The organism is Paenibacillus sp. FSL R7-0333 (assembly GCF_038000365.1).
GTDB lineage: Bacteria > Bacillota > Bacilli > Paenibacillales > Paenibacillaceae > Paenibacillus_AQ > Paenibacillus_AQ silagei.
This window is the reverse complement of record NZ_JBBOBZ010000001.1, coordinates 7,265,210-7,288,333: the sequence shown is the minus strand read 5'-3', so window position 1 is coordinate 7,288,333 and position 23,124 is coordinate 7,265,210. Positions and strand designations below refer to the sequence as shown.

32 protein-coding genes and 1 pseudogene are annotated in these 23,124 nt (G+C 44.7%); 19 read left to right on the top strand and 14 right to left on the bottom strand.

Going from position 1 to position 23,124, the window contains the following annotated elements; all coding sequences use genetic code 11:
- Window positions 1-88 precede the first annotated feature (88 nt).
- Window positions 89-502, bottom strand: coding sequence for a MerR family transcriptional regulator (locus MKY86_RS31360; protein WP_076083947.1), 414 nt, complete (start codon window positions 500-502; stop codon window positions 89-91).
- 188 nt (window positions 503-690) lie between these two features.
- On the opposite strand from MKY86_RS31360, the gene MKY86_RS31355 reads away from it, so the two are divergent.
- Both MKY86_RS31355 and MKY86_RS31350 read left to right on the top strand, forming a co-directional pair.
- Window positions 691-1,635, top strand: coding sequence for an MBL fold metallo-hydrolase (locus tag MKY86_RS31355; RefSeq protein ID WP_076083944.1), 945 nt, complete (start codon window positions 691-693; stop codon window positions 1,633-1,635).
- A 124-nt stretch (window positions 1,636-1,759) separates the two neighbouring features.
- Entirely contained in the window at window positions 1,760-2,200 is a 441-nt protein-coding gene (locus tag MKY86_RS31350; RefSeq protein ID WP_340827715.1) for a hypothetical protein, read from the top strand.
- A gap of 132 nt (window positions 2,201-2,332) precedes the next feature.
- On the opposite strand, the gene MKY86_RS31345 is transcribed toward MKY86_RS31350, so the two are convergent.
- A complete protein-coding gene (locus MKY86_RS31345; RefSeq protein WP_340827714.1) occupies window positions 2,333-2,578 on the bottom strand; it encodes an MBL fold metallo-hydrolase in 246 nt (81 codons plus the stop codon).
- Window positions 2,579-2,689: 111 nt separating this feature from the next.
- On the opposite strand from MKY86_RS31345, the pseudogene MKY86_RS31340 reads away from it, so the two are divergent.
- The 4 genes and pseudogenes from MKY86_RS31340 to MKY86_RS31325 form a co-directional block, all read left to right on the top strand.
- A pseudogene (locus tag MKY86_RS31340) lies at window positions 2,690-2,857 on the top strand (TetR/AcrR family transcriptional regulator); the annotation flags it as partial.
- 157 nt (window positions 2,858-3,014) lie between these two features.
- Entirely contained in the window at window positions 3,015-3,512 is a 498-nt protein-coding gene (locus MKY86_RS31335) for a DinB family protein (RefSeq protein WP_076086594.1), read from the top strand.
- A 44-nt stretch (window positions 3,513-3,556) separates the two neighbouring features.
- Complete coding sequence (locus tag MKY86_RS31330; RefSeq protein ID WP_076086591.1) at window positions 3,557-4,552, top strand: helix-turn-helix transcriptional regulator; 996 nt, start codon at window positions 3,557-3,559, stop codon at window positions 4,550-4,552.
- A 9-nt stretch (window positions 4,553-4,561) separates the two neighbouring features.
- Complete coding sequence (locus tag MKY86_RS31325) at window positions 4,562-4,870, top strand: putative quinol monooxygenase (protein ID WP_076086602.1); 309 nt, start codon at window positions 4,562-4,564, stop codon at window positions 4,868-4,870.
- Here MKY86_RS31325 and MKY86_RS31320 read toward each other — a convergent pair.
- The gene (locus MKY86_RS31320; protein ID WP_340827909.1) at window positions 4,859-5,323 is read right to left on the bottom strand and encodes a serine hydrolase; all 465 of its coding nucleotides are present in this window, start codon (window positions 5,321-5,323) and stop codon (window positions 4,859-4,861) included. The two genes, MKY86_RS31325 and MKY86_RS31320, sit on opposite strands and share 12 nt — an antisense overlap.
- Before the next feature lie 180 nt (window positions 5,324-5,503).
- Between MKY86_RS31320 and MKY86_RS31315 the strand changes: the two genes are divergently transcribed.
- Both MKY86_RS31315 and MKY86_RS31310 read left to right on the top strand, forming a co-directional pair.
- The gene (locus MKY86_RS31315) at window positions 5,504-6,268 is read left to right on the top strand and encodes a helix-turn-helix domain-containing protein (protein ID WP_076086585.1); all 765 of its coding nucleotides are present in this window, start codon (window positions 5,504-5,506) and stop codon (window positions 6,266-6,268) included.
- Between the two features lie 29 nt (window positions 6,269-6,297).
- Complete coding sequence (locus MKY86_RS31310) at window positions 6,298-6,996, top strand: transglutaminase-like domain-containing protein (RefSeq protein WP_076086582.1); 699 nt, start codon at window positions 6,298-6,300, stop codon at window positions 6,994-6,996.
- Window positions 6,997-7,461: 465 nt separating this feature from the next.
- On the opposite strand, the gene MKY86_RS31305 is transcribed toward MKY86_RS31310, so the two are convergent.
- The 4 genes from MKY86_RS31305 to MKY86_RS31290 all read right to left on the bottom strand — a co-directional run bounded on the left by MKY86_RS31305 (window position 7,462) and on the right by MKY86_RS31290 (window position 10,899).
- Window positions 7,462-8,280, bottom strand: coding sequence for an SDR family NAD(P)-dependent oxidoreductase (locus MKY86_RS31305; RefSeq protein WP_083685827.1), 819 nt, complete (start codon window positions 8,278-8,280; stop codon window positions 7,462-7,464).
- Between the two features lie 11 nt (window positions 8,281-8,291).
- Window positions 8,292-8,831 carry a helix-turn-helix transcriptional regulator gene (locus tag MKY86_RS31300; protein WP_083685826.1) on the bottom strand — a complete coding sequence of 180 codons (540 nt, stop codon included), beginning with the start codon at window positions 8,829-8,831 and terminating at the stop codon, window positions 8,292-8,294.
- A 316-nt stretch (window positions 8,832-9,147) separates the two neighbouring features.
- Window positions 9,148-9,945, bottom strand: coding sequence for an SDR family NAD(P)-dependent oxidoreductase (locus MKY86_RS31295; RefSeq protein WP_076086576.1), 798 nt, complete (start codon window positions 9,943-9,945; stop codon window positions 9,148-9,150).
- Window positions 9,946-10,038: 93 nt separating this feature from the next.
- Window positions 10,039-10,899 (bottom strand): helix-turn-helix transcriptional regulator, encoded by an 861-nt coding sequence (locus MKY86_RS31290; protein WP_076086573.1) that lies wholly within the window; start codon window positions 10,897-10,899, stop codon window positions 10,039-10,041.
- Between the two features lie 875 nt (window positions 10,900-11,774).
- Here MKY86_RS31290 and MKY86_RS31280 point away from each other — a divergent pair.
- From MKY86_RS31280 to MKY86_RS31270, 3 genes are all read left to right on the top strand, one after another.
- On the top strand, window positions 11,775-12,305 hold the full coding sequence (locus MKY86_RS31280; RefSeq protein WP_076086570.1) for a hypothetical protein: 531 nt from the start codon (window positions 11,775-11,777) through the stop codon (window positions 12,303-12,305).
- Between the two features lie 65 nt (window positions 12,306-12,370).
- Complete coding sequence (locus tag MKY86_RS31275; protein ID WP_076086568.1) at window positions 12,371-12,880, top strand: GNAT family N-acetyltransferase; 510 nt, start codon at window positions 12,371-12,373, stop codon at window positions 12,878-12,880.
- Window positions 12,877-13,209, top strand: a complete 333-nt coding sequence (locus MKY86_RS31270) for a nuclear transport factor 2 family protein (protein ID WP_076086565.1) — start codon at window positions 12,877-12,879, stop codon at window positions 13,207-13,209. Before MKY86_RS31275 ends, MKY86_RS31270 begins: the two co-directional genes overlap by 4 nt.
- Window positions 13,210-13,360: 151 nt before the next feature.
- On the opposite strand, the gene MKY86_RS34255 is transcribed toward MKY86_RS31270, so the two are convergent.
- On the bottom strand, window positions 13,361-13,540 hold the full coding sequence (locus MKY86_RS34255) for a winged helix-turn-helix transcriptional regulator (RefSeq protein WP_076086562.1): 180 nt from the start codon (window positions 13,538-13,540) through the stop codon (window positions 13,361-13,363).
- Between the two features lie 194 nt (window positions 13,541-13,734).
- On the opposite strand from MKY86_RS34255, the gene MKY86_RS31265 reads away from it, so the two are divergent.
- The 4 genes from MKY86_RS31265 to MKY86_RS31250 all read left to right on the top strand — a co-directional run bounded on the left by MKY86_RS31265 (window position 13,735) and on the right by MKY86_RS31250 (window position 16,266).
- Window positions 13,735-14,364: a nitroreductase family protein gene (locus MKY86_RS31265; RefSeq protein WP_076086559.1), complete on the top strand. Its 630-nt coding sequence runs from the start codon at window positions 13,735-13,737 to the stop codon at window positions 14,362-14,364.
- 214 nt (window positions 14,365-14,578) lie between these two features.
- The gene (locus MKY86_RS31260) at window positions 14,579-15,376 is read left to right on the top strand and encodes an APH(3') family aminoglycoside O-phosphotransferase (RefSeq protein WP_076086556.1); all 798 of its coding nucleotides are present in this window, start codon (window positions 14,579-14,581) and stop codon (window positions 15,374-15,376) included.
- 30 nt (window positions 15,377-15,406) lie between these two features.
- Complete coding sequence (locus MKY86_RS31255; protein WP_340827713.1) at window positions 15,407-15,847, top strand: hypothetical protein; 441 nt, start codon at window positions 15,407-15,409, stop codon at window positions 15,845-15,847.
- Window positions 15,848-15,939: 92 nt separating this feature from the next.
- Window positions 15,940-16,266, top strand: coding sequence for a hypothetical protein (locus MKY86_RS31250; RefSeq protein WP_076085717.1), 327 nt, complete (start codon window positions 15,940-15,942; stop codon window positions 16,264-16,266).
- Between the two features lie 47 nt (window positions 16,267-16,313).
- On the opposite strand, the gene MKY86_RS31245 is transcribed toward MKY86_RS31250, so the two are convergent.
- Window positions 16,314-16,697 (bottom strand): RidA family protein, encoded by a 384-nt coding sequence (locus MKY86_RS31245; protein WP_076085715.1) that lies wholly within the window; start codon window positions 16,695-16,697, stop codon window positions 16,314-16,316.
- 105 nt (window positions 16,698-16,802) lie between these two features.
- On the opposite strand from MKY86_RS31245, the gene MKY86_RS31240 reads away from it, so the two are divergent.
- Window positions 16,803-17,138, top strand: a complete 336-nt coding sequence (locus MKY86_RS31240) for a winged helix-turn-helix transcriptional regulator (protein WP_076085712.1) — start codon at window positions 16,803-16,805, stop codon at window positions 17,136-17,138.
- Window positions 17,139-17,154: 16 nt separating this feature from the next.
- Here MKY86_RS31240 and MKY86_RS31235 read toward each other — a convergent pair whose 3' ends face one another.
- The gene (locus MKY86_RS31235; protein WP_076085709.1) at window positions 17,155-17,793 is read right to left on the bottom strand and encodes a nitroreductase family protein; all 639 of its coding nucleotides are present in this window, start codon (window positions 17,791-17,793) and stop codon (window positions 17,155-17,157) included.
- Window positions 17,794-17,925: 132 nt separating this feature from the next.
- Here MKY86_RS31235 and MKY86_RS31230 point away from each other — a divergent pair, with 132 nt between their 5' ends.
- Window positions 17,926-18,282 (top strand): helix-turn-helix domain-containing protein, encoded by a 357-nt coding sequence (locus MKY86_RS31230; RefSeq protein WP_076085707.1) that lies wholly within the window; start codon window positions 17,926-17,928, stop codon window positions 18,280-18,282.
- Window positions 18,283-18,352: 70 nt separating this feature from the next.
- Window positions 18,353-18,757 carry an NUDIX hydrolase gene (locus MKY86_RS31225; RefSeq protein WP_340827710.1) on the top strand — a complete coding sequence of 135 codons (405 nt, stop codon included), beginning with the start codon at window positions 18,353-18,355 and terminating at the stop codon, window positions 18,755-18,757.
- A 202-nt stretch (window positions 18,758-18,959) separates the two neighbouring features.
- On the opposite strand, the gene MKY86_RS31220 is transcribed toward MKY86_RS31225, so the two are convergent.
- The 4 genes from MKY86_RS31220 to MKY86_RS31205 form a co-directional block, all read right to left on the bottom strand.
- Complete coding sequence (locus MKY86_RS31220) at window positions 18,960-20,132, bottom strand: MFS transporter (RefSeq protein ID WP_076085704.1); 1,173 nt, start codon at window positions 20,130-20,132, stop codon at window positions 18,960-18,962.
- Between the two features lie 84 nt (window positions 20,133-20,216).
- Window positions 20,217-20,498, bottom strand: a complete 282-nt coding sequence (locus MKY86_RS31215; RefSeq protein ID WP_076085701.1) for an ArsR/SmtB family transcription factor — start codon at window positions 20,496-20,498, stop codon at window positions 20,217-20,219.
- 101 nt (window positions 20,499-20,599) lie between these two features.
- Window positions 20,600-21,082, bottom strand: coding sequence for a hypothetical protein (locus tag MKY86_RS31210; protein ID WP_076085698.1), 483 nt, complete (start codon window positions 21,080-21,082; stop codon window positions 20,600-20,602).
- 221 nt (window positions 21,083-21,303) lie between these two features.
- Window positions 21,304-21,543: a hypothetical protein gene (locus tag MKY86_RS31205; protein WP_076085696.1), complete on the bottom strand. Its 240-nt coding sequence runs from the start codon at window positions 21,541-21,543 to the stop codon at window positions 21,304-21,306.
- 303 nt (window positions 21,544-21,846) lie between these two features.
- On the opposite strand from MKY86_RS31205, the gene MKY86_RS31200 reads away from it, so the two are divergent.
- Window positions 21,847-23,055, top strand: coding sequence for a TerD family protein (locus MKY86_RS31200; RefSeq protein ID WP_076085693.1), 1,209 nt, complete (start codon window positions 21,847-21,849; stop codon window positions 23,053-23,055).
- Window positions 23,056-23,124: the final 69 nt, after the last annotated feature.

Sequence of the window (23,124 nt, the reverse complement as noted above, 5' to 3'; positions counted from 1 at the left end):
ACAGCATATCGACGATAGGAGCAGGGTAGCCACACTCCGGTCGGAACGATGCGTAAACGGGCTTCTGCGGGTATATTTGTACAGGCGATTATCTAGTATTCACTATGTCTTCTTTCGTAAGTTCTTGGTATAGGGTAAGTTTCTCTGTGGCGAGAGAAATCATGTAATCAATTTCTTGCCGCTTGGATTCCAGTTCCATCAGATGCTGCTCAAGGATTTCAATCCGCTTTTTTAAAGTTGGACTATAAGTAGAAGGTTTCTCCCCTTGTTGAATTTTATCCATGACACAGCCCTCACGAGTAAATTCCGTAATCTCCTCAAGCGATAAACCCAATTTTTTAAGTTTATTTAGACATTGAATGTAGATAACCTCGCTTTCTTGGTAGACACGTGCCCCTCCATTGCTACGCATGGGTTCATGTAGTACGCCGATTTTTTCATAATAACGAATGGTATACGGAGTTAGTCCTGTTTGTTCTGACACTTGACTGATGGTGAGCATCGGATTTCTGTTCCTCCTTTATGAAAGCTGATATTGAAAGATATTATACAGCCTTTAGTTAGCTCAAAGCCAATGTGTACATTCGCCCCAGCCTTGTACTGAATAAGCTCTTGACTTCCAGTTGACTCTAACTTGTAAGTTAATGTTACTCATTCGAATGCAGGAACAAACACTAAAGGGGTGTCACAATGAACAACGAATATTTCACGATTCAGCAAGCTTCGGAGGGTGTCTGGGGGGCTATTTCGGTTCCAGGCAGCGGCTCTCTGGGGAATGCAGCCATTATTGATCTTGGAGATTTAACCGTGGTAGTGGATACCACCAATCTGCCGCATTCTGCTGCTTTGTTACGTATTACTGCCGAACAATTAACGAACAAACCGGTCAAATATGTAGTGAATACACATTTCCATGGAGATCATGTCAACGGCAATCAGGAATTTATGAGCAGCGAATTGATATCTACTGTGTGGACAAGAGATTTGCTTGCTGATATGGGTGAAGGGAATATTGATGCCATGCAACAAAACATTCGCAGGTTAATAACTAGTCTAGATCACATGCGTTCACAGGAAAGAGATCCTCATATGCTCACTGAAATCGGCTATGATCTTTCCGTGCAGCGTGCGCTGTATGATACGATCCCTTCCCTGCGCAGGGTGATCCCCAAGATAACCTTTGATGATAAACTCGTGATTCGGGGAACAAAGCGAACCATCGAAGTGTTGTCTTACGGAGGCGGTCATTCTTTAAGTGATGCCGTGGTGTACGTTCCAGAGGAGCGGACTTTGATTGCAGGTGATTTGGTATCGGCTAAGACCATTCCGGTCATCCCCTACGGTAATCCGTACGCCTGGATACGCATCCTTAAACGCATGCAGCAAGATCTCAAGATCGACACTGTCGTTCCGGGGCACGGAGATATCTCTAATTCAGATCGCATCACAGATGTCATACACTTTTTGGAGAAAATGATCGCTTATGTTGCTGGAGCTGTAACAAGCGGGCAATCAGAGTCTTACTGGCTGGAGCAAGGTGTATTAAAAGGGTATGAGGATTGGCATCTGCCCCAGTATTTCAGATGGAACTTTCGCTGGCTTTTTAACAGTATGCTTGTTCAAAACAACAGGTGAGACGACCGGCAATCTTACAATAAGATTCTACCAAGTTGTAGAACATCTGGTTTGGTCCTGATCAACAAGGTTATTCTCTATCTATATAGTATTTTAATTGAATGAACACAGGGAGGATACTAGGATGAAGATGCCAAGCGACAGCGAACTGACATTGCTATTCGAAGGAGATGGGCAACAGCTTGAGCAGTTTACTTTTGCGTACAGCGTCATTGTAGATTGGCGAGAAGAGGATGAGGAGATCGTCCGGTTGTTCGGTAAACGGCTTCCAGATGAAACGGTTGAGGTGACATCAACGGACAAAGGACTGGACGTTACCTACAATGGACAACTGCATTCGATTGCGCTTACCTTTACCGGGAATGATCGCTATATCACGATTCGCGGTTTTCAGGAGCTGGTCGGGGATAAATACGAAATCCGGCTGTTTGAGGCCTCATATTTTTCCGATACGCATGAATTTTTGATTTTACCGAAACGGCAGTGGGAGAAGCTGGATGCCCGGTATCCGGCGCGGAGCAGGGAGATATTCCGTGTCATCGATGATGAGCTCGATTTTCCGTAACTTTTACAAGTTGGATACATCAGGTTCAGGAGGTAGTCCCTCTGCTCCTTCACGAAGTCCAGGCCGCAGATGGCGCCATGTCCTGGAACAACGATCTCGGGTTTAATTTCATCAATAATGCGATCAAGCACTTTAACCCAATTGAGAGTTCCCTCTTCTGATGACGTTGTCCATCCAGCTGATATTCTCGGTGAGACGCTCTCTGGAGGCTTCCTTGTGCATAATAATGCAAGCATCTTCAAACACTTTGTTTCCCCAGGCATGATCACTGTTATAGTGCGAGTTCACTACATATGCGGGAGAGCCGCCGTTGCTTACTTCCTTATAAGCCTCCCGCATTTCCCGTGCATGGAACAAATCGAAAAACGTGTCATACACCAGCCCTTCACCCTTGTTGATGAACCCGGCATTAGCCCCACCGATACCGCGATACGGCGAAATACCGGCAAAGACGCCAGCTGCGACTTCAAAAAATTTGACGCGGGGTTTTTGGATGATCCGCCAGTGAAGCTGCACTCCTTGCTGGTTGAATATTTTGAACGCCTGCAGAAGAAAAAAGTGATCGCTAGACAGGATGAGCGCCTTACGGCTATGTCTTTTCTCTCGATGTGTTACGGATTTCAGATGAGCGAGCTGATTCACCGGCAAATTGTCTCAGTCATAAGCTTTGTGAGTACCATTTACTAAGGTTTCATGCTGTATATCAGTTACTTCAAAAAAATTTCAGGGTGAGTCAAAAACACTGACCGTAACTGTCAGTGTTTTTTTTGTATGCTTGTCGAGTGTTAGTCAATAATGGACTGGAGGAACAAAAATGTTTACGAAAATTGAAGACTTTACTGCGGAATGGACTAGCGAGGCGGAACTAACCGCTTCCGTACTGGATGCACTTACGGATGATTCTCTTGGACAGGAGATTATCGAAGGCCGGCGAACGCTGGGACAAATCTCCTGGCATCTGGTTCGATCGCTGCACTACATGACATCTTTGGGGCTCGCGTTCGAAGCTCCCTCCAGAGGCGAAGAAGCTCCGGATTCTGCTGCATTTATAGCTTCGGAGTATCGGCGGATCAGCAAGAATCTGCTGAACGCGGTTCGAACGCAGTGGAATGACGAATCCTTGCGCGAGTCGGTCATGATTGAGAAGGAAGCCTGGCTGAACGGAAGCTCCCTTCGTTATACGATTATGCACCAAGCGCATCATCGCGGACAGATGACCGTTCTCATGCGCCAGGCCGGACTTCGAACGCCTAATGTTTACGGTCCAACTTACGATACTTGGGTCGAGAAAGGGATAGCGCCTCTGATCTAAGTTCCTTTACAATGAAATAAATGGTCTAGGGAGTGAAGAACGGTTTGTCAAAAGCGGATAATATGCTGTCCATACTATGGTTGCTTCGTTCGGGTAAGCGGGTGACGGCGCAGCAGCTTGCGGACGATTTGGAGATTCATGTTCGCACTGTATACCGGTGCATTGATTCATTGTGCGCGAGCGGAGCCCCGATTATTGCCGATGCCGGTCCGAACGGCGGTTACCGGCTTCTCGGTGAATTCGTTGATTCTCCGCTGCTCTTCGATTCCGAAGAGCAGAAGGCGCTCGTACATGCATCCGTCTTCGCACGGGAAGCGGGCTATCCGTTCACGGATGCGCTTTCCCGAGCGGTCGATAAGCTGAAGCGATACACGAATGAAGAGCAGCTTGAGCGGATTAATAGACATAGCAGCGGGCTTGCCGTCATCCAAACACCCACGGACGCGAGAGAAATTGAATTGCTCAGACGGTTAGAGGAGGCCATAGCCTGGGGAGAGTCGCTGAACATGGACTATGCCAAAGGACCGGAGCTTACTCCAAGCCATCGAGTCCTCGACCCCTACGGCATCGTGCATTGGAAGGGACTATGGTACGTTGCAGGGTTTTGCCGGTTGCGGCAAGAGATCCGAAGCTTCCGGGTGGATCGCATTATCCGTTTGGAGGCGGCGGATACCCGCTTCGAACGTCCAGCTGCCTTTTCCGCGAGGGATTTCCTCTTGCATTCTTTACTTCCGGATTCGCTCGAAGCTGAGACGCTAGTCACCGTAAGGCTTCAGGGACACGAACATGCGCTTAACGAGCTATGCAAGCATTGGCTGTTCGGTCATGCGCTGATCGAACGCAGGCAGCCCGGCGAAGCTCTTTTTAAGCTGGGGGAACTGTCGCTGCAGACGTATGTTCCGTACTTTCTTCTTCCGTATGGGAAGTCACTCAAGATACTTGAGCCGCAAATACTAATCGATCGAATGGCTGAGGTCAGCCTCGAAATGTTTAAACACTACGAAGCGATGCAAATAAAATCAGAGGATCAGAAGGGATGAAGAGTGGGTATGAGCAAATTTGCGATGTACGGAAAATTGACGGCCAGCCCCGGGAAACGGGATGAACTTGTTTCATTGCTGCTGGAAGCTTCGCGTAGCTTGAAGGATATGGCGGGCTGTGAGCTCTATATTATCAATGAATCCGCAGATGATCCCGATACGATCTGGGTCACGGAGCTGTGGAGCGATGGAGAGGCTCATGCCGGCTCTCTCAAGAACGAAGAAGTGTTGGCCGCCATTCAACGCGCACGTCCTTTAATCGCAGGCGCAGAACAGGTTAGACTCCGTCCCGTTGGCGGGAAGGGGTTAGACGTATAAAGAGGCCGAATTCAAAGTACACGATAAGACTTTGTCTCCAAATGCCTTAATATCCTCTAAGTAGTCGTGCCCTGGTGGATTTGGACCTGTTTGATTGTACATTCTAACCGCGACTATCCGATGTTCAGGAATAACCAAACAGGCACAGCCAGTTAGTCCTAGTATTTGATAGGACCCGAGCGGGAGTGTGTTTCCTATTTCAGAAATAGCTCTAGGCTTATCCTGAATCCACCAAGCGAAACCATTCCTAGGCAATGTAGCACCAAGATTTGCTGGGCTTTGATTAGTTGTAGCTTGTTCTATAACCTCTTTTGGAACAAGCTGTTGTCCATTAACGAGTCCACGGTTCAAGTGAAGGTAACCCCAATATGCCAATTCACGGGCACTTACAAAAAGAAAAAGTTTTTCATGATTATTTTTAAGTCCATGAGTATGTGTTAATAAATGTCTTATTCTAACTCCTTGGACAGCAGCTAGGTTAAGATCCTCTAAGCGCCAAATACTTATCCTTACTGGTATGTACTACTTCTTTTTGTAAGAACATATTCTCGGTTCACCTCTGTTTATAATAAACATGCTGGTATAGAATATATAAATCATACTACAAAGAGCTAAGCCTGGAGTGATTCGAACATGATGAATTTATATGGAGCGGAGCATCACTTGATGGTGGTGTCAGATTCGATTGATGCGGAAGAGCACCGGCATTCTTTTTTACAGGTGACGATCTCATTAACGGGCGAATTTGACATTGAGGTGGCGGGGCTAAGCTTGCGTTGTCCAGGGATCATTATCAATTCTAACGTCGTTCACCGGTTAAAAGAAGCGGGACATCCGCTAATGCTTCTTCTGATCGACAGCACCTCTGACATGGCTGCGAGCTTTAAGCGGGTTCTGGAGGGGCAGCAGTACCATGTGTTCCCGCATGAAGTGATGAGGAGTATCCGTGCATTGGTGCAAAAGGAGTATGCCGGCGTTAAGGACCCGGACAGCTATCGTTCTTTTCTGGAACAACTTATGAGGCTATTAGGTGTAGAGCAGGTGAAACCCACTATTGTTGATCTGAGAATCAGAGAGCTTATTCAGCTCCTCAAAGATTGCACCGACTCCGAACACTCCGTCAGTCATTACGCCCGGCAGTTAGGTTTATCTAACAGCAGATTGTCGCATCTCTTTAAAGAAAATACTGGCATATCGCTTAGCGGGTACATGGTGCTGCACAAGCTTCAGAAGGCAACCTATTTGATTTTTGAGGGGCTTAGCATTACGGATGCGGCGATGGCCGCAGGCTTTGACAGTCCGTCCCACTTAGCTGCCACCAGCAAGCAGTTGCTGGGCATGACGGCGAAGGATATCCGTAAAGATAGCGTCTTTTTAAAAGTTTCCAGCCTGCATTGACCTTACAATGGGTGCAGGAGGTGTGTTCCATGAGTGCATACTTGAAGGAAACGGAATTGCTGAACTATGCTCACCCGTTGATCCAGCAAATTGTTCACAGCCGCCGGTGGGATTCGATGTCCAGGAAGGAACAGATTCTCGGCATCTATAACTACGTTCGTGACGAAATCCGATTCGGCTACAACCGGGCGGACGATATTCCGGCCTCGGAAGTCTTGCAGGATGGCTACGGCCAGTGTAATACAAAGGGTGTGCTGTTTATGGCATTGCTTAGGGCTGTGGGCGTGCCTTGCCGTATGCATGGATTCGCGATTGATAAGAAGCTGCAAAAGGGGGCCATGAAAGGGTGGTATTACCAGTTGTCTCCCCGGGAGATCATTCATAGCTGGGTTGAAGTGCTATATGAGGATAAGTGGTTGAATATTGAGGGATTCATACTGGACGTTCCTTATTTGACCAAGCTTCAGCAAAAATTCGAACAATGTACGGGTTCCTTCTGCGGATATGGCGCTGCAACAGATAATTTTCAAAATCCGCAAATTTATTGGAATGAAAATGATACCTACGTGCAAAAAGAAGGAATCGTTCAGGATTTCGGGATTTACGACAGCCCCGATGCCTTCTTCACGGCTCATCCGCAAGGGCTCAGCCCGTTCAAGAAAATAATCTATAGCAGGGTGGTTCGGCATCTGATGAACCGGAACGTCGATCACATTAGGCGGGGGTAAGATAAGCTAACGGTTTTAAGGACCATCCTCAATACCCGACGACTTAGCCCCGCGCCATCGTATTTGCGATCAAAGGTTAGGAGGCCCCCTCTTTTTTCTTGACCTACATGCGCCACAGCCCGAACCTCTACCCACTGTTCCGGAAATGCCAGGTAAGTCACCCCGATCGGAGCGGTGACGTACAAGGTTCTCAGCGCGCAGCTTAAGGAATTGGAGGCTGACGGGTTTTTATTTTGAACTATGAACCTTGGTTTATAGCAAACATAAATTAATGGTTGATTTAGAAGGGGTGGTTACCTATTTGCAGGATGTGAGAATGCTGCTCACTTTAGGTTTAACGATCCAGGACTTAGTGGTAAAGGAGAAAATCAAAGAAATGTATGCCCGATAAAAGCATAGTAAAAAGAGCCGCCACTTTGATATTAGTGCAGGCTCTTTTACAGCTACTATTTAAATATTCTCTTTTCAAGAAAAATGCTGGGCGATATTAGTTAAATACTCTTCTTCATCCGTATTTTCTTTCATCTGAATGAGCATCTTTGCATCATCTCCGACGATGTACCGGAATTGACTTGTACCGTCTGTGGCCGCTTGGTATATGGTTTCGGCAACCATTTCTGGAGGCGAGGCGTAGGCCGGTTGTTTTTCCATATCACCCAATTTAGCCCGAAACGCAGCAGTAAATAGCTTGTAGTCTGTTAAATCATCATTATAAAAGAATTCCATGGATCTTCCACCAAAGTCCGTATGAATAGCACCGGGTTCAATCAACTTTACTTTGATGTTTTGTGATGCTAATTCATAAGATACGGACTCAGAAAAACCCTCCACTGCAAATTTGGACGAATGATACAAAGACATCGTAGGGAAGGTCACTTTCCCACCCATCGAAGAGATGTTGATTAGCATCCCTTTTTGATTAGATCGGAAATGTGGCAGCATGGCTTTAGTCATACGGATCAGACCAAAAACGTTCACTTCAAACTGTCTTCTAATCTGCTCCTCCGTAGCGGCTTCTATTAGACCCATTGTTCCATATCCAGCATTGTTGAGAAGAACATCAATAGTACCGAACCGCTCAATCGCTTCTGCTAACGCAGTTTGGATAGTAGGTTCTTTTTCAACATCAAGCTTTAGCACTAACACATTATCCAGTGTAATAAACTCAGTTTCTTGTTCAGGTGAACGCATCGTGGCCACTACGTTCCATCCTCTTTCAGCAAAATGCTTTGCTGTAGCTCTTCCAATGCCTGATGAAGCTCCCGTGATAAAAATTGTATTCATAACCATTCCTCCTATAAATTCTGCTCTTGCACTAACTTCTCCAGGCTTACCAATCCCTCAGCAATGGTTGTAAGTTTAGCCTTGTATTCTTCTATCCCGATTTGGATGCAGATGATCTGTGCTGGATGCATTTCATCTTTATAAAGCGAATATTGCTCAAGTAATTGATCTAATTTGGTGTTTGATGCCTCTTGGGCTTGCTTCAACCACACAATCACCTTGTCATATCCGACGAATTCACCAAAATAAAGCCTCATCATAAAATCAGATTTCCTGATGCTGTCTCCTTCTAGCGGGCCTAGTAAATAGGCGTTAAAACATTCTCTGCCTTTAGGCGTTATAGTTAGAAGATTCTTATTAGGCTTACCGTTCTGGAGCACATTTTCCTTAGTGATTAACCCCTCCTTTTCCATTCGGGCAAGAGTGGGATAGATCGTTCCATAACTGGAACTATAGAAATTAGAGAATACATTTTCTAATGACTGTTTTATTTGGTACCCAGTCGACGCTTCTTTCATAAGTATGCCTAAAATAACATCCTGACTGTTCAAAATTTGGCCTCCTTATAGGGTAGGGAAATTTGTATATCACGATCACAATATATCACTTAGATATATATCAAGTCAATATATATTCGTTAGATATATATAGTTTTATTGTTTTTAAAAGAGGGTGTCCCATAAGCCATGAAATGGCTGGGACACCCTCTAAGTGCGGACACTCCTTTATATCTAATATTACCCTTCAATTTCGCTTGCTAGGGGGCTTTTGTTCATATAGATATGTAACCCTTGGAGTCAAACCGTACTTTGTGCTTAGATACATTACGGTGAACAACGCGTGAGAATGGCATCTAAATTGGGTTCCTCAATGTTCTTTGGGGCGCGAGATACGTTCCATTAGCATAGCTGCCCTGTGCCGGGGAAGAAAACGGCCCATCTGAGCGGCCAAGTGATTATTTCTCCCGTCGACGATATAACTGCTGCCTTTGTCGATCCCGCGAAATCCGGCTTGAACGACTTTCTCTGGAGTGGACAATGTGCTACCCGCCGCCATGTCCCTGCTGCCGACAGCATCGAAAAAGCCTGTATCCGTCGCACCTGGGCAAAGGGTAAGGACGCGCACCCCGCGTCCACGGGTTTCGGCCCACAACGCTTCGGAGAAAGATAACACGAAAGCCTTGGTTGCACCGTAGACAGCCGAATAGGCGCAAGGTGCAAATGCGGCCATTGAAGCCACGTTGACGACGACTCCGTCCTTGCGTTCCAGCATGCCGGGCAGAAAATGATGCGTCAGGTCGACAAGAGCCGCAGTGTTCAGCATAATTTCCGCTTGCTCGCGCTCTGGATCGATCTCCTCAAAGCGGCCATGCGTGCCAATGCCTGCGTTATTAATTAGAATATCTACCGTTAGGCCGAGCGCTACAATGGATTCGGCCAGCTGGCGCGGGGCACCTGCTTTGGACAAATCGCAGGGCAGGGCATAGGCCTGCACCCCGTGCTTACGTTGAATTTCGCCGGCCAATGCTTGCAGTTTCTTTTCTGAGCGTGCAGCTAGTACGACATGGCTGCCTCGTGCCGCCAGCGCCCCGGCATACACTTCGCCAATTCCGGATGAAGCCCCGGTGACCACTGCCAGCTTGCCCTGATATGAATATGTATTCATGACACAGCCCCCTCGTCTTGATATGGTAATGATCATACCAACGATAGAAGGGGCTAACCACTGTGCCTCTTTACTATTAACGGAACTAACAGGCTAAGCTTGCGGCCGCCCTTCGGCGTCTTGCTTCAGCAGGTCCGCTAGCCGCTCTTCCGTTCCCGAACCGGGTGTAGGAACGAAGAAGCACCATTGCAGTCCCGGATTATTGTCGAGGGCCGCGCAATGGATCGTGAATGACAATTCCTGTCCGCCTGGAAGGAGATAATGGACCGGGGCAGAGCTTTTTTGCCGGATCTCATGCCACTCCCACAACCGTATGAAGTCTTCGCTATTCTGTCTAAGACGCTCATATCGTTCCATGTATAGGGGATTGTTTTTGTTGCTGTCGAAGCCTGCCCGGATTAACGCCGTCATGAAACGGGCAAATTCTTCCCAGTTGTCAAGCCTCTTGGGGTACTCCGGATCCAGAAATACCAGCGTCACCATGTTTCGTTCGCTTTCCGGCAATCGGCTGAAGTCCGCGACAACGAGCTCCGCTCCCCGATTCCAGACGATCATATCGGCAAACTCATTGGCAATGAAAGAAGGATAACGCATTTGATCCACAAGGTTTTGCAAAAATCCGGTATCGGGTTGTTCTGAACTCCGGGTCATGCTGAAGCTGATTGGATCAGGTGCGGCCAGGTCGAATAAGTGCTTCCGCTCGTCTGCATCCAGTTGCAGCGCTTGGCTGATGTTGGACAAGATTTCCGGGGAAGGATTCCTCTCCCGTCCCTGTTCTAGCCAGGTATAATAAGTTACGCTGACATTGGCCAGATAGGCGACTTCTTCCCTTCGAAGTCCCGGAGTACGTCTTCGGCCAGGCAAGGGCTTGATTCCCGCATGTTCAGGCTGAAGCCGATGTCTGCGCGATTTGATAAATTCCCCCAGTGCGGATGAAAAATCATGGTTCTCCATACAGGCGCTGCCTCCTCTAGCGTTCCATCTTTACTGTGATATACATAGAGTATACCCGCTCAAGTAAGGTCAATTATATGGAAAGTTTCATCCATAAACAACGGGTGTAGCTACTCTTTTACCATCCGAGAAAGTGGGCAATACAAAAGTTCATAAAATTAATTTCGACATGGGGAAAGTCCCTGAAGGTATAACAAAAATAGCTGTAACTCTGACAGAGGATAATAGCACGGGATTTTCGAATGTAAAGAATTTAACGCAATGAAAGAGTGCAAAAGGAGGGGAAGTCATGCAAGATCAAAAAGAAATGCTTGAGATCAACAAAGCAGGATGGGATGAAGTAGCTGATCCATATTTTGGAAGGATGAATTGCATCTTCTAGGTCAGGAGAACAGATTGACCGGGAACATACAACAAATGTCTATGGAAAACATAGATGACTTGCCCAGTGAATATTTTGATACCACTATCTAAACATCTACAAAAGACTAAAAAACGGCGGGGTTGAAGAGTCACGAGTTATCATCCAAAAGTGAAAGATACCCCTTTTTAGGTATGTATGTGTGGACTGGAATGTAATAAAATGTCGAAGTAAGCAATGAGTAACTGAAAATGAAGAGGGAAGGAGTGACATATATGTTTCCACCAAGAAGCGGATTTAATGACAAAGGCGGCAGGGGACCGCTACAAATTGTAGTGAACCTACTTGTGAATAGTGAGCAAGTGAGAACAGCGCCTGCGAAATAAGCATTCGGTACGGGAAGAGCTGCACCTAAGTCTTTGGACTTTCGGGCAGCTTTTTCTTGTGGGACAACATTCATCCGATAAGTAAGAAAAAGAACAGATCTACATAATGCAAGGAGTTGATTAATCAGATGAGCTATTACTTTCAAGTCTGCAGTTCAGAGAGTTATCAGGATAAATACATGATATTTCTATTGGAACATTACAATGAACTAAATCTGCCTTATCCTTTTTCAATCTCGCTGAGTTTTCTGGCAAGCTCTGTTCTAATGCAAAAAGAAGCTATCTTGTGTTTCAACGATGAGGATGAAGTTGTCGGGGCGATTGGTTACATTTGCGGGACTGCGGAGAACCAATACAAGGATACGCATGTGGCACAAATCCAGATTGTTTTCTTTATTGAAACGTATCGCCGAAGCCGGCTGTTCCTAGAGAGTCTGCAATTTCTGGTGCAATATATATCACAACTACCTGAGCCTATTGTTGAGCTCCGTTTTTGGGTCCCGGTCCATCTCCGGCTGCAAAGACTTCTAGCCAAGCTTGCAGAGAAAACAGCGACATGGGATACACAGCAAGGTGGGATTGATGAATATCATGCCGATTTCAATGAATGGCAAGCCTACGTAATGAAGTTCAGAAATGTAGCCTATTTCACTTCGTAGTGCTTGCTCTGTTGCGATCCTCGAGACAGCTAAGCTCAAATGAACGATTAGGAGGTGGGGCATTTATGCTTGCCCATTACCGGAATTGCCAAAATGATGAAGATTATGCGCAGTTCACTTTATATTTTATCCGAAACCGAAAAGATTTTAACCGCCAATTCTCACTTGCGGATGCACTTGTACATGTGTTGGAATCCATCCCCAACTCCCGCATTATATTAATAACGGACAAGATGGGGGCAATGATAGGTTGGGGGCATTATCGGTATCTCAATACTGAGAATAAATTTGATCCCAAAGGTGAAATCGTTTTTGTTAATTCTGTCATTGTCCACCCCTCCTATCGCAGCAGTAGGGTATTTATTCAGGGGTTCCGCTATTTGGTACAACAGATCGTCGCAGAGAATTGTGGCGTTAACTATCTACAATTTGGCGCTCAGATCGACAACATTTATCTAAATCGACTGTACGCAAAGTTTTCCCGCGTTATTGGGCAAAGAGAAGGCTACCATGGAATTGAAAATGTCTATTCCGCGGATTTCGGACAGCTCCTTCAGTATCTGAAGCTCAGTTGAGGCATTTCCCTATCGGGCAGGTTTGTCCCGATCCGGATGCTTATGTCGGCTGCTTTTCGGAAGATGCACTTGTTCTCGATGAAGGTAAAGAGTGGGCAGGCAAAGCTGCTATCAAACAATGGAGTGCCGAATATCATTTTGGAGCTAACATAACACTTGAACCCATACAGAATAAACAGCAAGGGGAAGAAAGCGTAGTAGTTTTCAAGGTTGATGGGGATTTCGACAAAACCGGCCTCCCGGACCCTCTCTATTTGGATTTTTATTTTCAGATTCGCAACGATAAGATTAAGCAGCTTGCGATCCGGCTGTCTAAAGGATTGGAATAAGTAGACAAAGGCTAATCAGATAGAAGATAGCTACCAATGTCTCTTCAGTCGCATAACTGCGAAATATTAACAGCGCCATGTTCTTCATTAGTGAAGAGTATGGTGCTGTTTTCATTTAAGTAAGGTCTTAAAAGGGTTTCATGGTTATCGATCACAGTGATTTAGAATGTTCACAGATTGTATTATTACCTGCGGTGATCCCCTCTCTTTTAAGATGGTTATCGCCAGCATCACACATTTCTTTTAATAATGGAAGGAATGTCCGGCCATAGTCTGATATTGAGTATTCTACTCTAATGGGAACCTCGTCTGCATATACCGCGCGATGCATCCTAATTGATACAGAATAATGCTTTTCCATTTACCACTAATGATATTTTGTACCACATCAAATCCTGTATTTATTGTATTCATGAGATCCTCCTTACTTTGAAGTAACCTAGTGACTATAAAGTGCAGTATTTTCAATTGTATACGCTCCAGATAATATGATTATAACAAATCTAAGATATGGGAGGCGTTAAAATGAGTCTGCAAGATCTTATTCTAAAAAGGAAATCAGTCAGACATTATGATCCAAACTATGCGATTGAAAGAAAGGAAATACTTGATTCGATTGAACTGGCTGCCAAATCACCCAACGGAAATAACATTCAGAGTACACGTTATTTGCTCATCGAAGATAAGGAGCTGCGCGCCAAAGTTAAACCAATTGCATATAACCAGGAGCAGGTTGAAACCTCCAGCTATTTGATTTTGATCTTGGGGGATTACCGTGCTTTTCATAGTGAAAATATCCATGCTATTCAAGACAAGGCTTTGGAGAAAGGTTATTTCACCCAAGAGACTAAAACGTATTTAACAAATGCAGCCATTGGTTATTATCGAAACATGTCTAATCAAGATTTTTTAAAAGAGCTGGTCCGCGATGGCAGTCTGGCTGCAATGGCCTTAGTCCTTATTTTGAACGAAAAAGGGTACCAGACCATCACTATGTCAGGTTATGATAAAGCTGCTCTTTTTAAAGTGCTCAATATTCCCCAGCACTATGAAGACATTATGTTATTAAGTGTGGGCAGAGGGATTCACGAGGGTCATTCCACTGTAAGACATGATATTGAGGAGATAACGTTTATAGATCGGGTACCTTCGTGATCGGATATCGTTCGGTATATTTCCATCGTATCTACACCCCATGAGTAAATCAAAGTTATCCTCTTTAATTGCCGCGTGTCAATCAGCTTTTGAAGAAATCCATTTGATTGTGCTGTGGCCCTATCTTTGAAATACCCTGCAATGCTTGCCTAAGTATGCAGGAATATGATATGTATTTTGTAACGATATTGATTGAGCCATAGAGGTGAACATTATGAGTTTTGGAGAAAAAGATGCAGTACCCTTTGAATTCCTTGAGTTGGTTGGAGATGACGAAGCTTCATTGATTTGGGTGAATACAGCGAAGACTTATTATATTCAGGGTAAAAGTGGAGTAAATAAATATTTTAAAATCCAGGAAGCAGGCCATGCAGAATCTTTAGAAAGACAAGCCCAAAGGTTATTGTGGTTATACAATAAGTTACCTGTTCCGAAGGTTATTGATTTCGGTGTGATCGGGAATTATGAGTATTTATTAACACTTGAATTGCCAGGCGTTGAAGCTTCCAACATGCAATATTCTTCAAATACAGAAGAAATGATCTCTTTATTGGCACAAGGTCTTCGGAGAATTCATGAAGTTTCAATTGAAGGTTGTCCTTTTGATCATTCATTTGAACAGTTGATGAGCACTATCCAGTACAGGTTTAGTAGAGGGAACAAATTTGACTCAACGGAGCTGCATAGAAAGTTTGGTGAGGACAATGTTGAAAAGTTGCTACTTGAAGTCAACAATTATTCTCGGGAACTCAAAGAAGATTTAGTATTCACACACGGTGACTACAGCCTGCCAAACATCATTATTGCTGATGACTCTATAAGTGGATTTATCGATCTGGGAAATTGCGGGATTGCGGACCGTTATTATGATTTGGCAGTAGCTGAGAAGAGCATTATCAGAAACTTCGGCGAGCAATGGGTCAAGTTATTTTTTTCATCCTATGGTGTATCAGAGATTGATTATGCAAAAATAAGATTCTACCAAGTTGTAGAGCATTTGGTTTGGGCCTGATCATTAAGTGAACACAAGGAGGATACGGGGATGAGAATGCCAAGCGACAGCGAGCTGACATTGCTATTCGAAGGAGATGAGCAACAGCTGCAGCAATTTGTTTTTGCGTACAGCGTCATTGTAGATTGGCGAGAAGAGGATGAGGAGATCGTCCGGTTGTTCGGTAAACGGCTTCCAGATGAAACGGTTGAGGTGACATCAACGGACAAAGGACTGGACGTTACCTACAATGGACAACTGCATTCGATTGCGCTTACCTTTACCGGGAATGATCGCTATATCACGATTCGCGGTTTTCAGGAGCTGGTCGGGGATAAATACGAAATCCGGCTTTTTGAGGCCTCATATTTTTCGGATACGCACGAATTTTTGATTTTACCGAAGCACAAGTGGGGGGAACTGGATGCCCGTTATCCGGTGCGGAGTAGGGAGATATTCCGTATCATCGATGAGGAGTTGGATTTTCCGTAACTGGGCAAGTGGTTAACCAAGCTTCAGCAAGAATTCGAACAGTGTACGGGTTACCTGAAAAATATCTAAAACGGCTCAGGAAGGATATGCCTATGAAAATAATTACATTATGCGGTTCTACAAAATTCAAGGAGCAATTTGAACAGGCTAATGCATTTCTTACACTACAAGGAAACATAGTGATTAGTGTAGCCTTCTTTGAACAATCTGAAGGTTTTGAAATCACGGAAGAACAAGCGGAGTTACTGGGAGATCTGCATTTTAGAAAGATTGATCTTTCTGACGAAATCTTCGTGATTGATGTAAATGGCTACATTGGCAACAGCACAAGAAATGAGATTGAGTATGCTGGAAAAACGGGTAAGGCCATCCGCTACTACTCTGATGAAGAGATTCCGCAAATACTAAAACGCTACTGACATTACTCTGCCAGTAGCGTTGTTTAGTTGAACCCTACCTCTTTTTCTTAACCAACATGCGCCACAGCCCGTACCTCTACCCACTGTTCCGGGAATGCCAGGTAAGTCACCCCGATCATGCTCCCCGCCGGCCGATGCTCTCCGACATACTTTTTGAACAGTCCGATCGCGGTTTCCCCGTGCTCCTGCGCATTCGTCAGATACAGCTCCACGTAAGCCAGATTATCCTTGGTTGCTCCGAACTCTTGTAACACGGTATCCAAATTCTTCAGCGTCTGTGTCATCTGTGCCTGAATATCGCCTGCTCCAACGAAGCTGCCCTCCGCATCATGGGAGAACTGTCCCGAGATATACAGCGTGTTGTCGACAAGGTACCCCTGCGAAATCCCGTGATCCCAGAGGGTATGGTTGTACGTTCGGATGGTTGTCATTGCTTTAGCCCCTTTACTTCAAAGTAAAGCTATTATAGACTGAGCAAAAATAAAGGGATAGTACGCACAAAGAAGTGGGCTACTATCCGAAAGGATAGCGTGAACATGGGCATTTCAGATTTGAAGGGCAAGGAGACGGTGATCCAAGACACACCATTCGGTTATACGATGTCGGTGATCGGCGGGAAGTGGAAGATGGCGATTCTGTATCTGCTGTCCGCCAAACCCTCGATTCGATTCAATGAAATGCAGAGACAGCTCGGAGCGGTGACATACAAGGTTCTCAGCGCGCAGCTTAAGGAATTGGAGGCTGACGGGCTGGTGAAGCGCGTGGAGTATCCGCAGATTCCGCCCAAAGTGGAGTATTCGCTGACACCGAAAGGGCAGACCCTGCTGCCTGTGTTGGAGCAGCTGTGCGAGTGGGGAGCACAGAATCGGTGACGTTCATACATTCACATTAGCGCCAAAAGGTAATTTCCTCGCTACCCAGGCGGACGGATTCATGACCCTCATCTTTGGCTTTGCCGATGGATAGGATCATGACTGGAACATACCTGTGGTCGTCCAGATCAAAGGCGCTAACGATCTGATCACGTTCAAAGCCTGCCATCGGATTGGTGTCATACCCATGAGCACGGGCTACCAGCATCAGTTGCATCGCGAATAAACTTGCATCGATTTTGGCAATTTCAATCTTCAATTCTCTAGGGATTTGCGGATACATGCCCAGAATTTGCGTGACCTGCTTGTCGCGTATGTCTTTGGGCATCTTTCCTTGCTCCACAGCCGTATCATAGATTTTCTCTACATATAAATCGCTCTGCGTATCTCCCAGAATGATGAGCATCGCCGCAGATGTATCATTTTGCCGGGTATTGAACTGGACTAGAGGCCGAAGCTTGTCTTTTCCTTCAGGAGAATGAACCACGATTAAGCGCCAGGGCTGCATATTGGCAGAAGAGGGCGCCAAGCTTGCTTTTTGAATCATCGCGTGCATTTCTTCCTCCGAAATTTTGACGTCCTCATCGTACTGTCGTATGGAACGGCGGCCGGTCAGAATGTTGACAAAATCATTATTTTGAATAGATTCCAGCATAAATGCACTCCTTCTGAGGTAACCCATTATTTTGACAGTATCGCTGTCCCGGGTTATCATATTTTTATTTTGAACTATGAACCTTGGTTTATAGCAAATATAAATTAATGATTGATTTAGAAGGGGCAGAGTATGAAAGCAAATGAAGTCTCCAGGCTGACGAATCTACCCATATCCACCTTGCGATTCTATGAACGCAAACAGTTGATCCCTGAGCAGTTCATATCAAGGGATGAGAATAATTACCGTGTATACGATGAAGGAGTGGTCACCTATTTGCATGATGTGAGAATGCTACTCACTTTAGGTTTAACGATCCAGGACATAGTTTTACTTATCAATGAGAGCTCGTATATTAAGAAGGAAGCATTGGTAAAAGAGAAAATCAAAGAAATCCAGGAGTTAGAAGCCAAGTTGAATGCATCCCAAAAGTTTTTGGGTGATGTGCTAGAGGGCAGAGCGCATTTTCAGACCGGATGTAAATCGTAATAATAGTTCGTTAGCCATGTTAGGATCTACAGAGGTAGTTATCCGATCACTTCATAATGGAGGTTGTAAAATGGCATTTCCAACGCATATTGTGTCGGCAGGCGGAATTGTAGAAGATGGGAAGGGAAATATCCTATTAGTAAAAGCCCATGATAATGGTTGGGTGTATCCTGGCGGGATAACTGAAATTGGAGAGAACCTTATCGATGGCGTGATACGTGAAATCAAAGAGGAAAGCGGAATAGACGCTACTGTCAGCCATTTAATCAATGTGATTTCAAATACAGCGGTTCATAAGTGGTATGACGGTGTAACTGATGTTCCAACGAAGGTAATGTTTGATTTTGTGTGCAAAGTTGTGGGTGGAGAGTTAGCCACTTCTGATGAAACCAGTGATTGCAGATGGGTGGCCAAGGAGAACGTTCTGGATTTCATTACCCTGCCCCCATCCGCATACGGTATGAAGCTTATTTGAACTTTAACGGCTCTGTAAATTTCATAGAGTACGCCACCACAACAACGTCCGAATGTAGCGTCAAGCTACAAAGAAAGGTTTGAGGCGCTTAAGAGTGAATTTTGACCGGAGATCGGAATGAAATCTATACATCTGCCTAGTCCTTCTTTTGTGGTTGGGAAAACAAAAGGAGGAGGCAGATGTTTTCCATTTCAGCCGTAGATTATTCCGTCGGTATGTCATTCGCAGACTGACTTCGCATCGAGAACGATAATATAGCCGGAAGGAGTGCGATGGCAACACCCATTGCGCCAGCCACGCCGATGGACTGTAAGGAAAGACTCTCCACCACAAGACCGCCAATGGCAGCTCCGGCAGCAATCCCCAACTGGATGAAGGAGGTATTCAAGCTCAGAAGAATTCCCGCTGCGCTTGGTGCCAAGCTAATCATATAGACTTGTTGAATGGGACCCGTAGACCAAGCGAAAAACGACCATAACAGCAGCAACGGAAAGACAGCTATGGATGTATGGGCAAAGAGGGTCATAAGGATCAGAATACCCGCGTGGATAATTAAGCTTCCATTCAGCGTACGCGGAATACCTAATTTATCTGCACCAAATCCTCCAGCCTGGGCGCCCAGCAAGCTTGCTATGCCGAATGAAAATAGCGCGATGCTCACCATCCCATTGCTCATGCCCGTAATGTCCAACAGAAATGGTGTAATAAACGTGTAAACGATCGTATAACCGACCATCCAAAAGAAGCTAATCGACAAGGTGAATAATAGCTGAGGCCTTTTCAACAGGGCGAGTTGTTCTTTAAGAGGTACATTGGCTTCTCCCTGTGACTTGGGCAATGCCATTAAAATGACCAGCATGGCGATAAAACTAAGAGCGCCGATTCCATAAAAAATGATTTTCCAGTCGTAGGTGCTGGCAATGACTCTTCCCAGAGGAACGCCTAAAATAAGCGATAGATTAAATCCCATCATGATCGTTGCGATCGCGGTGCCTTGTTTTCCAGGCCCGGCAAGTTGAGCAGAAACCGTTAGGGCAACCACGGTAAAGACACCTGTACTAAGCGCTAAGATCACTCTCGCACCAACAAGCATGGGATAGCCCGTCGAGAACACCGTAATTAAATTCCCTATAAAAAACAGCGTCAAAGCAGCCAGCATAAGTGTTCTCCGGCTTAGTTTGGAGGTAGCCGCAATGAGAATCGGAGTACCCACTGCGTAAGATATGGAGTAAACCGAAATGAGTTGGCCGGCCGCAGCAATAGTTACGCCTACATCTTTAGACACCAGATCCAATATCCCGGCTATTACAAATTCCGAGGTTCCCACTAAAAAACTGATAATCGCTAAAATATAAACTTTCCAAGATTTAATCATTTGATTGTTCCCCTTTCAATTTCTTTAGCCTTTCTTGTTGTTATTCTATAATTCTAAAAATATAGAAATGTTACTTAAAAAAATTTACGCCAGTAAATATGGCGCAAACTTCTTTGCCACTTCTTGATCAACGCTGTAGTGAATAAACGAACCGTTCTTTTGCGCCTGGATTAAACCCGATTCCGTCAGTTGCTTAAGATGATGGGATAACGTTGAACCGGCTACATGACCAAGCTGTTCACTGATCGCGGTAACGCATTGATTCTCTTGCTTGATTAGCATTAAGGCTATTTTTAGCCGTGTAGGCTCCCCTAGAGCCTTGTATACTTTGACAGCTTGCACCAGATTGTGATCGACATCAGCCATTACAGTCTCCTTTCCACCATCATTTCTATATTTATGGAATTATAGAAATGATACTACCACTTAAAGACTGCGGTGTAAAGTGAAAATGTAGCCGAGTGCATTTATCTTAAATCCTCCACAAAATAACAAATGTTCTTATTGGGATAATACAGAACAACTAATCGGTCAGATTCGTAATTGAAGTCTTGCCACGAGTAAACTCCATTAAAATCTGGCGTTTTATCTTCAGGAACATCTAAACGCAGCAATGTATCCTCAACATATTTTTGAATATCTCTTTCATTATCATCAAGATTATCCCCGGAATATTGTTCAATTATCTTTCTTCCGCCGTATGGCTTTACTATTGTAGACAATTGTTTTTCTTTCGTTCTAAAAATAGTATAACGCACTCCCTCCCCACGAAATCCCCCTTGATTTGTATATTGATCAAGTTCCTTGAATTCGGAAGGCAATTGCAACTGCCAATTACTCTCATATTGCCATTTAGGCGAGTGATTGGTTTTTGCTTCATTCCATAGATATGCCGGAATCGCAACAGCAAGTATAACAACAATAACCACGAATGTATTGATGACTTTCATTTCCATATCCTCCTGAGGCCTTTTCTACATTTGTAGATCATTTTGTACTGTTTTCAATTATTTTCTATTATTGATAATATATTAACACGTACTGTCTGAAGATTTGAAAAATGCATTTCTGCCTCAACTCCCTACGAGCCGTAAAAAAATCAGGAAAAATCGGTGGGGGTTATCATTCAACTTACGGATATGAACCATAGCCACACCATTGTGGTGGAGACTCATCCCACACCATCACCTTCCAACAAGGAGTAAAAATTATCGCGGTCTTCATCATCAAATTTGCCAAGCGCCTGTACCCTGACAAATTGATGTCCGCCATACATATCGATCTCCTCACCATTACTATTGTAGAGCGCGATCATATGACCATCCCGATTCCGCTCTATATACCCGTAACAAGCTGCCTCGGGCTCTTCCCCGAAAAAGAGTGAAAATCTGATTTTGTCCACACTATTCATACAGATCTCCCTTCCGTATTTCTCATTGATCTGAAGACTATTTTACGTGACACCGTTTCAAATGGAAAAAGCGATATCACTCTGCATACTCGGGAATCCATTCCTATTTTAATAACATAAGGGGGTCTCCCTCGCTATGCCGCTCATTCTCAAATTATTTCTTGACGGGACGCGATTAGGGGAGTATTATACTGTGCCGGTTAACTCAACGGGGCCCTTTATAGTTTTATATCCCAAGTATTTCCTCCCTGTGTTAATATTATTGAGACAGCACGAGCCATTAAATGGATTGGAGTGGTTAGAGTGAATCAATTTCTGCAAATGGGAGCAAATACAACTTTAAGTGCCGCAAAAGGTAGCATTACGATTAGCCACGAAATCTCTACTCTGGTAGACGTTTCTTTAACAGCCTTCCTCTTAACGGATGCTGATAAGGTGCAAGGAGATAGCGGAATCATCTTTTATAATCAGCCCACAAGTTCCTCAGGTGTAGCCACGCTTTTACCAGCCGAGCAAGCCGGTAATACCAAAGTTTATAAGCTGAATTTCGACATGGATAAGGTCCCTGAAGGTATAACCAAAATAGCTGTAACTCTGACAGAGGATAACAGCACAGGATTCGCGAATGTGAAGAATCTGGAAGCAGAGATATGTACGCAAAATACGATTATTCACTTATCCCCATCCAGTTTCACGAACGAGAATGGAATTGTAGTGCTTGAATTATATCTAAGGAACGGTCAGACCAAGGTAAAATCAATCTGGCGCGGATTTGATTCCGGGCTTGAAGGGTTATGCAAAAACTATGGTGTTGAAGTAGAAGCGGATGAGCCAAGTGAGCATTCTAAACCTCAGTTCATTCAAGAGCCTGTATCAAAGGAACCTGGTTCGGCTATGTCCATCAACCTTGAGAAGGTAAAGGGTAAGATCAATCTCGATAAAGGGCAGAAGCCGGTTATCATTGAGAAAACACCAGAAATTACGGCTACGGTATCTTGGGAGACTGGAACGGATTATGACATTTATGCTTTAGTCTATACAAAGGATGGAAAGCAGATTGATGTAGCTATGTTTGGTGCAACGGGAACACCTCCCCTCAAAAATTATGGTAAAGGGACAGTTGAGCATATGGGCGATGTGGGGAGAGGTAAAAAATCAAAGAAGACAGAGGTCATAAAGTTAAGACTAAGAGATGATGTTCTTGCGGTTGTTCCTGTAGTTTATTCAGCGCAATCCAATGGAACCGGTTCATTTTACAGATATAAGGTGTCCATGAGTATAGATAATCATAATGGAACCTCAGTTACGATCTCCGCCAAGAATGCAAATAATAATGATACGATCTATACCTGTGTACCCGGGATACTTCATAATACGCCAAATGGCGTAATTATTAGTCCGCTAGAGCTTTACAGTAGACCAAATTCAGAGTATAGGCCGATTCTTAAGGTAGGGGACTCCAATATGGTAGAAGTGATAATGGATCAAGGACCTTTAAATGATTACAAATAGGTTATTGCGAAAAGCTATGACCAATCATGCTTTTTACATATAACCTGCATTCTTTGCCCTCATGCTATA

What these genes read in the sequence shown, in the direction of transcription:
- MKY86_RS31255 (WP_340827713.1), top strand. Translation starts at nt 15,407, where the DNA reads ATGAGAATGCCAAGCGACAGCGAGCTGACATTGCTATTCGAAGGAGAT.
- MKY86_RS31360 (WP_076083947.1), bottom strand. Translation starts at nt 502, where the DNA reads ATGCTCACCATCAGTCAAGTGTCAGAACAAACAGGACTAACTCCGTAT.
- MKY86_RS31250 (WP_076085717.1), top strand. Translation starts at nt 15,940, where the DNA reads ATGAAAATAATTACATTATGCGGTTCTACAAAATTCAAGGAGCAATTT.
- MKY86_RS31315 (WP_076086585.1), top strand. Translation starts at nt 5,504, where the DNA reads ATGATGAATTTATATGGAGCGGAGCATCACTTGATGGTGGTGTCAGAT.
- MKY86_RS31245 (WP_076085715.1), bottom strand. Translation starts at nt 16,697, where the DNA reads ATGACAACCATCCGAACGTACAACCATACCCTCTGGGATCACGGGATT.
- MKY86_RS31290 (WP_076086573.1), bottom strand. Translation starts at nt 10,899, where the DNA reads ATGGAGAACCATGATTTTTCATCCGCACTGGGGGAATTTATCAAATCG.
- MKY86_RS31275 (WP_076086568.1), top strand. Translation starts at nt 12,371, where the DNA reads ATGCTTGCCCATTACCGGAATTGCCAAAATGATGAAGATTATGCGCAG.
- MKY86_RS31240 (WP_076085712.1), top strand. Translation starts at nt 16,803, where the DNA reads ATGGGCATTTCAGATTTGAAGGGCAAGGAGACGGTGATCCAAGACACA.
- MKY86_RS31295 (WP_076086576.1), bottom strand. Translation starts at nt 9,945, where the DNA reads ATGAATACATATTCATATCAGGGCAAGCTGGCAGTGGTCACCGGGGCT.
- MKY86_RS31335 (WP_076086594.1), top strand. Translation starts at nt 3,015, where the DNA reads ATGTTTACGAAAATTGAAGACTTTACTGCGGAATGGACTAGCGAGGCG.
- MKY86_RS31230 (WP_076085707.1), top strand. Translation starts at nt 17,926, where the DNA reads ATGAAAGCAAATGAAGTCTCCAGGCTGACGAATCTACCCATATCCACC.
- MKY86_RS31205 (WP_076085696.1), bottom strand. Translation starts at nt 21,543, where the DNA reads ATGAATAGTGTGGACAAAATCAGATTTTCACTCTTTTTCGGGGAAGAG.
- MKY86_RS34255 (WP_076086562.1), bottom strand. Translation starts at nt 13,540, where the DNA reads ATGCATCGCGCGGTATATGCAGACGAGGTTCCCATTAGAGTAGAATAC.
- MKY86_RS31260 (WP_076086556.1), top strand. Translation starts at nt 14,579, where the DNA reads ATGAGTTTTGGAGAAAAAGATGCAGTACCCTTTGAATTCCTTGAGTTG.
- MKY86_RS31305 (WP_083685827.1), bottom strand. Translation starts at nt 8,280, where the DNA reads ATGAATACAATTTTTATCACGGGAGCTTCATCAGGCATTGGAAGAGCT.
- MKY86_RS31310 (WP_076086582.1), top strand. Translation starts at nt 6,298, where the DNA reads ATGAGTGCATACTTGAAGGAAACGGAATTGCTGAACTATGCTCACCCG.
- MKY86_RS31235 (WP_076085709.1), bottom strand. Translation starts at nt 17,793, where the DNA reads ATGCTGGAATCTATTCAAAATAATGATTTTGTCAACATTCTGACCGGC.
- MKY86_RS31350 (WP_340827715.1), top strand. Translation starts at nt 1,760, where the DNA reads ATGAAGATGCCAAGCGACAGCGAACTGACATTGCTATTCGAAGGAGAT.
- MKY86_RS31280 (WP_076086570.1), top strand. Translation starts at nt 11,775, where the DNA reads ATGAGCTATTACTTTCAAGTCTGCAGTTCAGAGAGTTATCAGGATAAA.
- MKY86_RS31355 (WP_076083944.1), top strand. Translation starts at nt 691, where the DNA reads ATGAACAACGAATATTTCACGATTCAGCAAGCTTCGGAGGGTGTCTGG.
- MKY86_RS31220 (WP_076085704.1), bottom strand. Translation starts at nt 20,132, where the DNA reads ATGATTAAATCTTGGAAAGTTTATATTTTAGCGATTATCAGTTTTTTA.
- MKY86_RS31210 (WP_076085698.1), bottom strand. Translation starts at nt 21,082, where the DNA reads ATGAAAGTCATCAATACATTCGTGGTTATTGTTGTTATACTTGCTGTT.
- MKY86_RS31225 (WP_340827710.1), top strand. Translation starts at nt 18,353, where the DNA reads ATGGCATTTCCAACGCATATTGTGTCGGCAGGCGGAATTGTAGAAGAT.
- MKY86_RS31325 (WP_076086602.1), top strand. Translation starts at nt 4,562, where the DNA reads ATGAGCAAATTTGCGATGTACGGAAAATTGACGGCCAGCCCCGGGAAA.
- MKY86_RS31265 (WP_076086559.1), top strand. Translation starts at nt 13,735, where the DNA reads ATGAGTCTGCAAGATCTTATTCTAAAAAGGAAATCAGTCAGACATTAT.
- MKY86_RS31215 (WP_076085701.1), bottom strand. Translation starts at nt 20,498, where the DNA reads ATGGCTGATGTCGATCACAATCTGGTGCAAGCTGTCAAAGTATACAAG.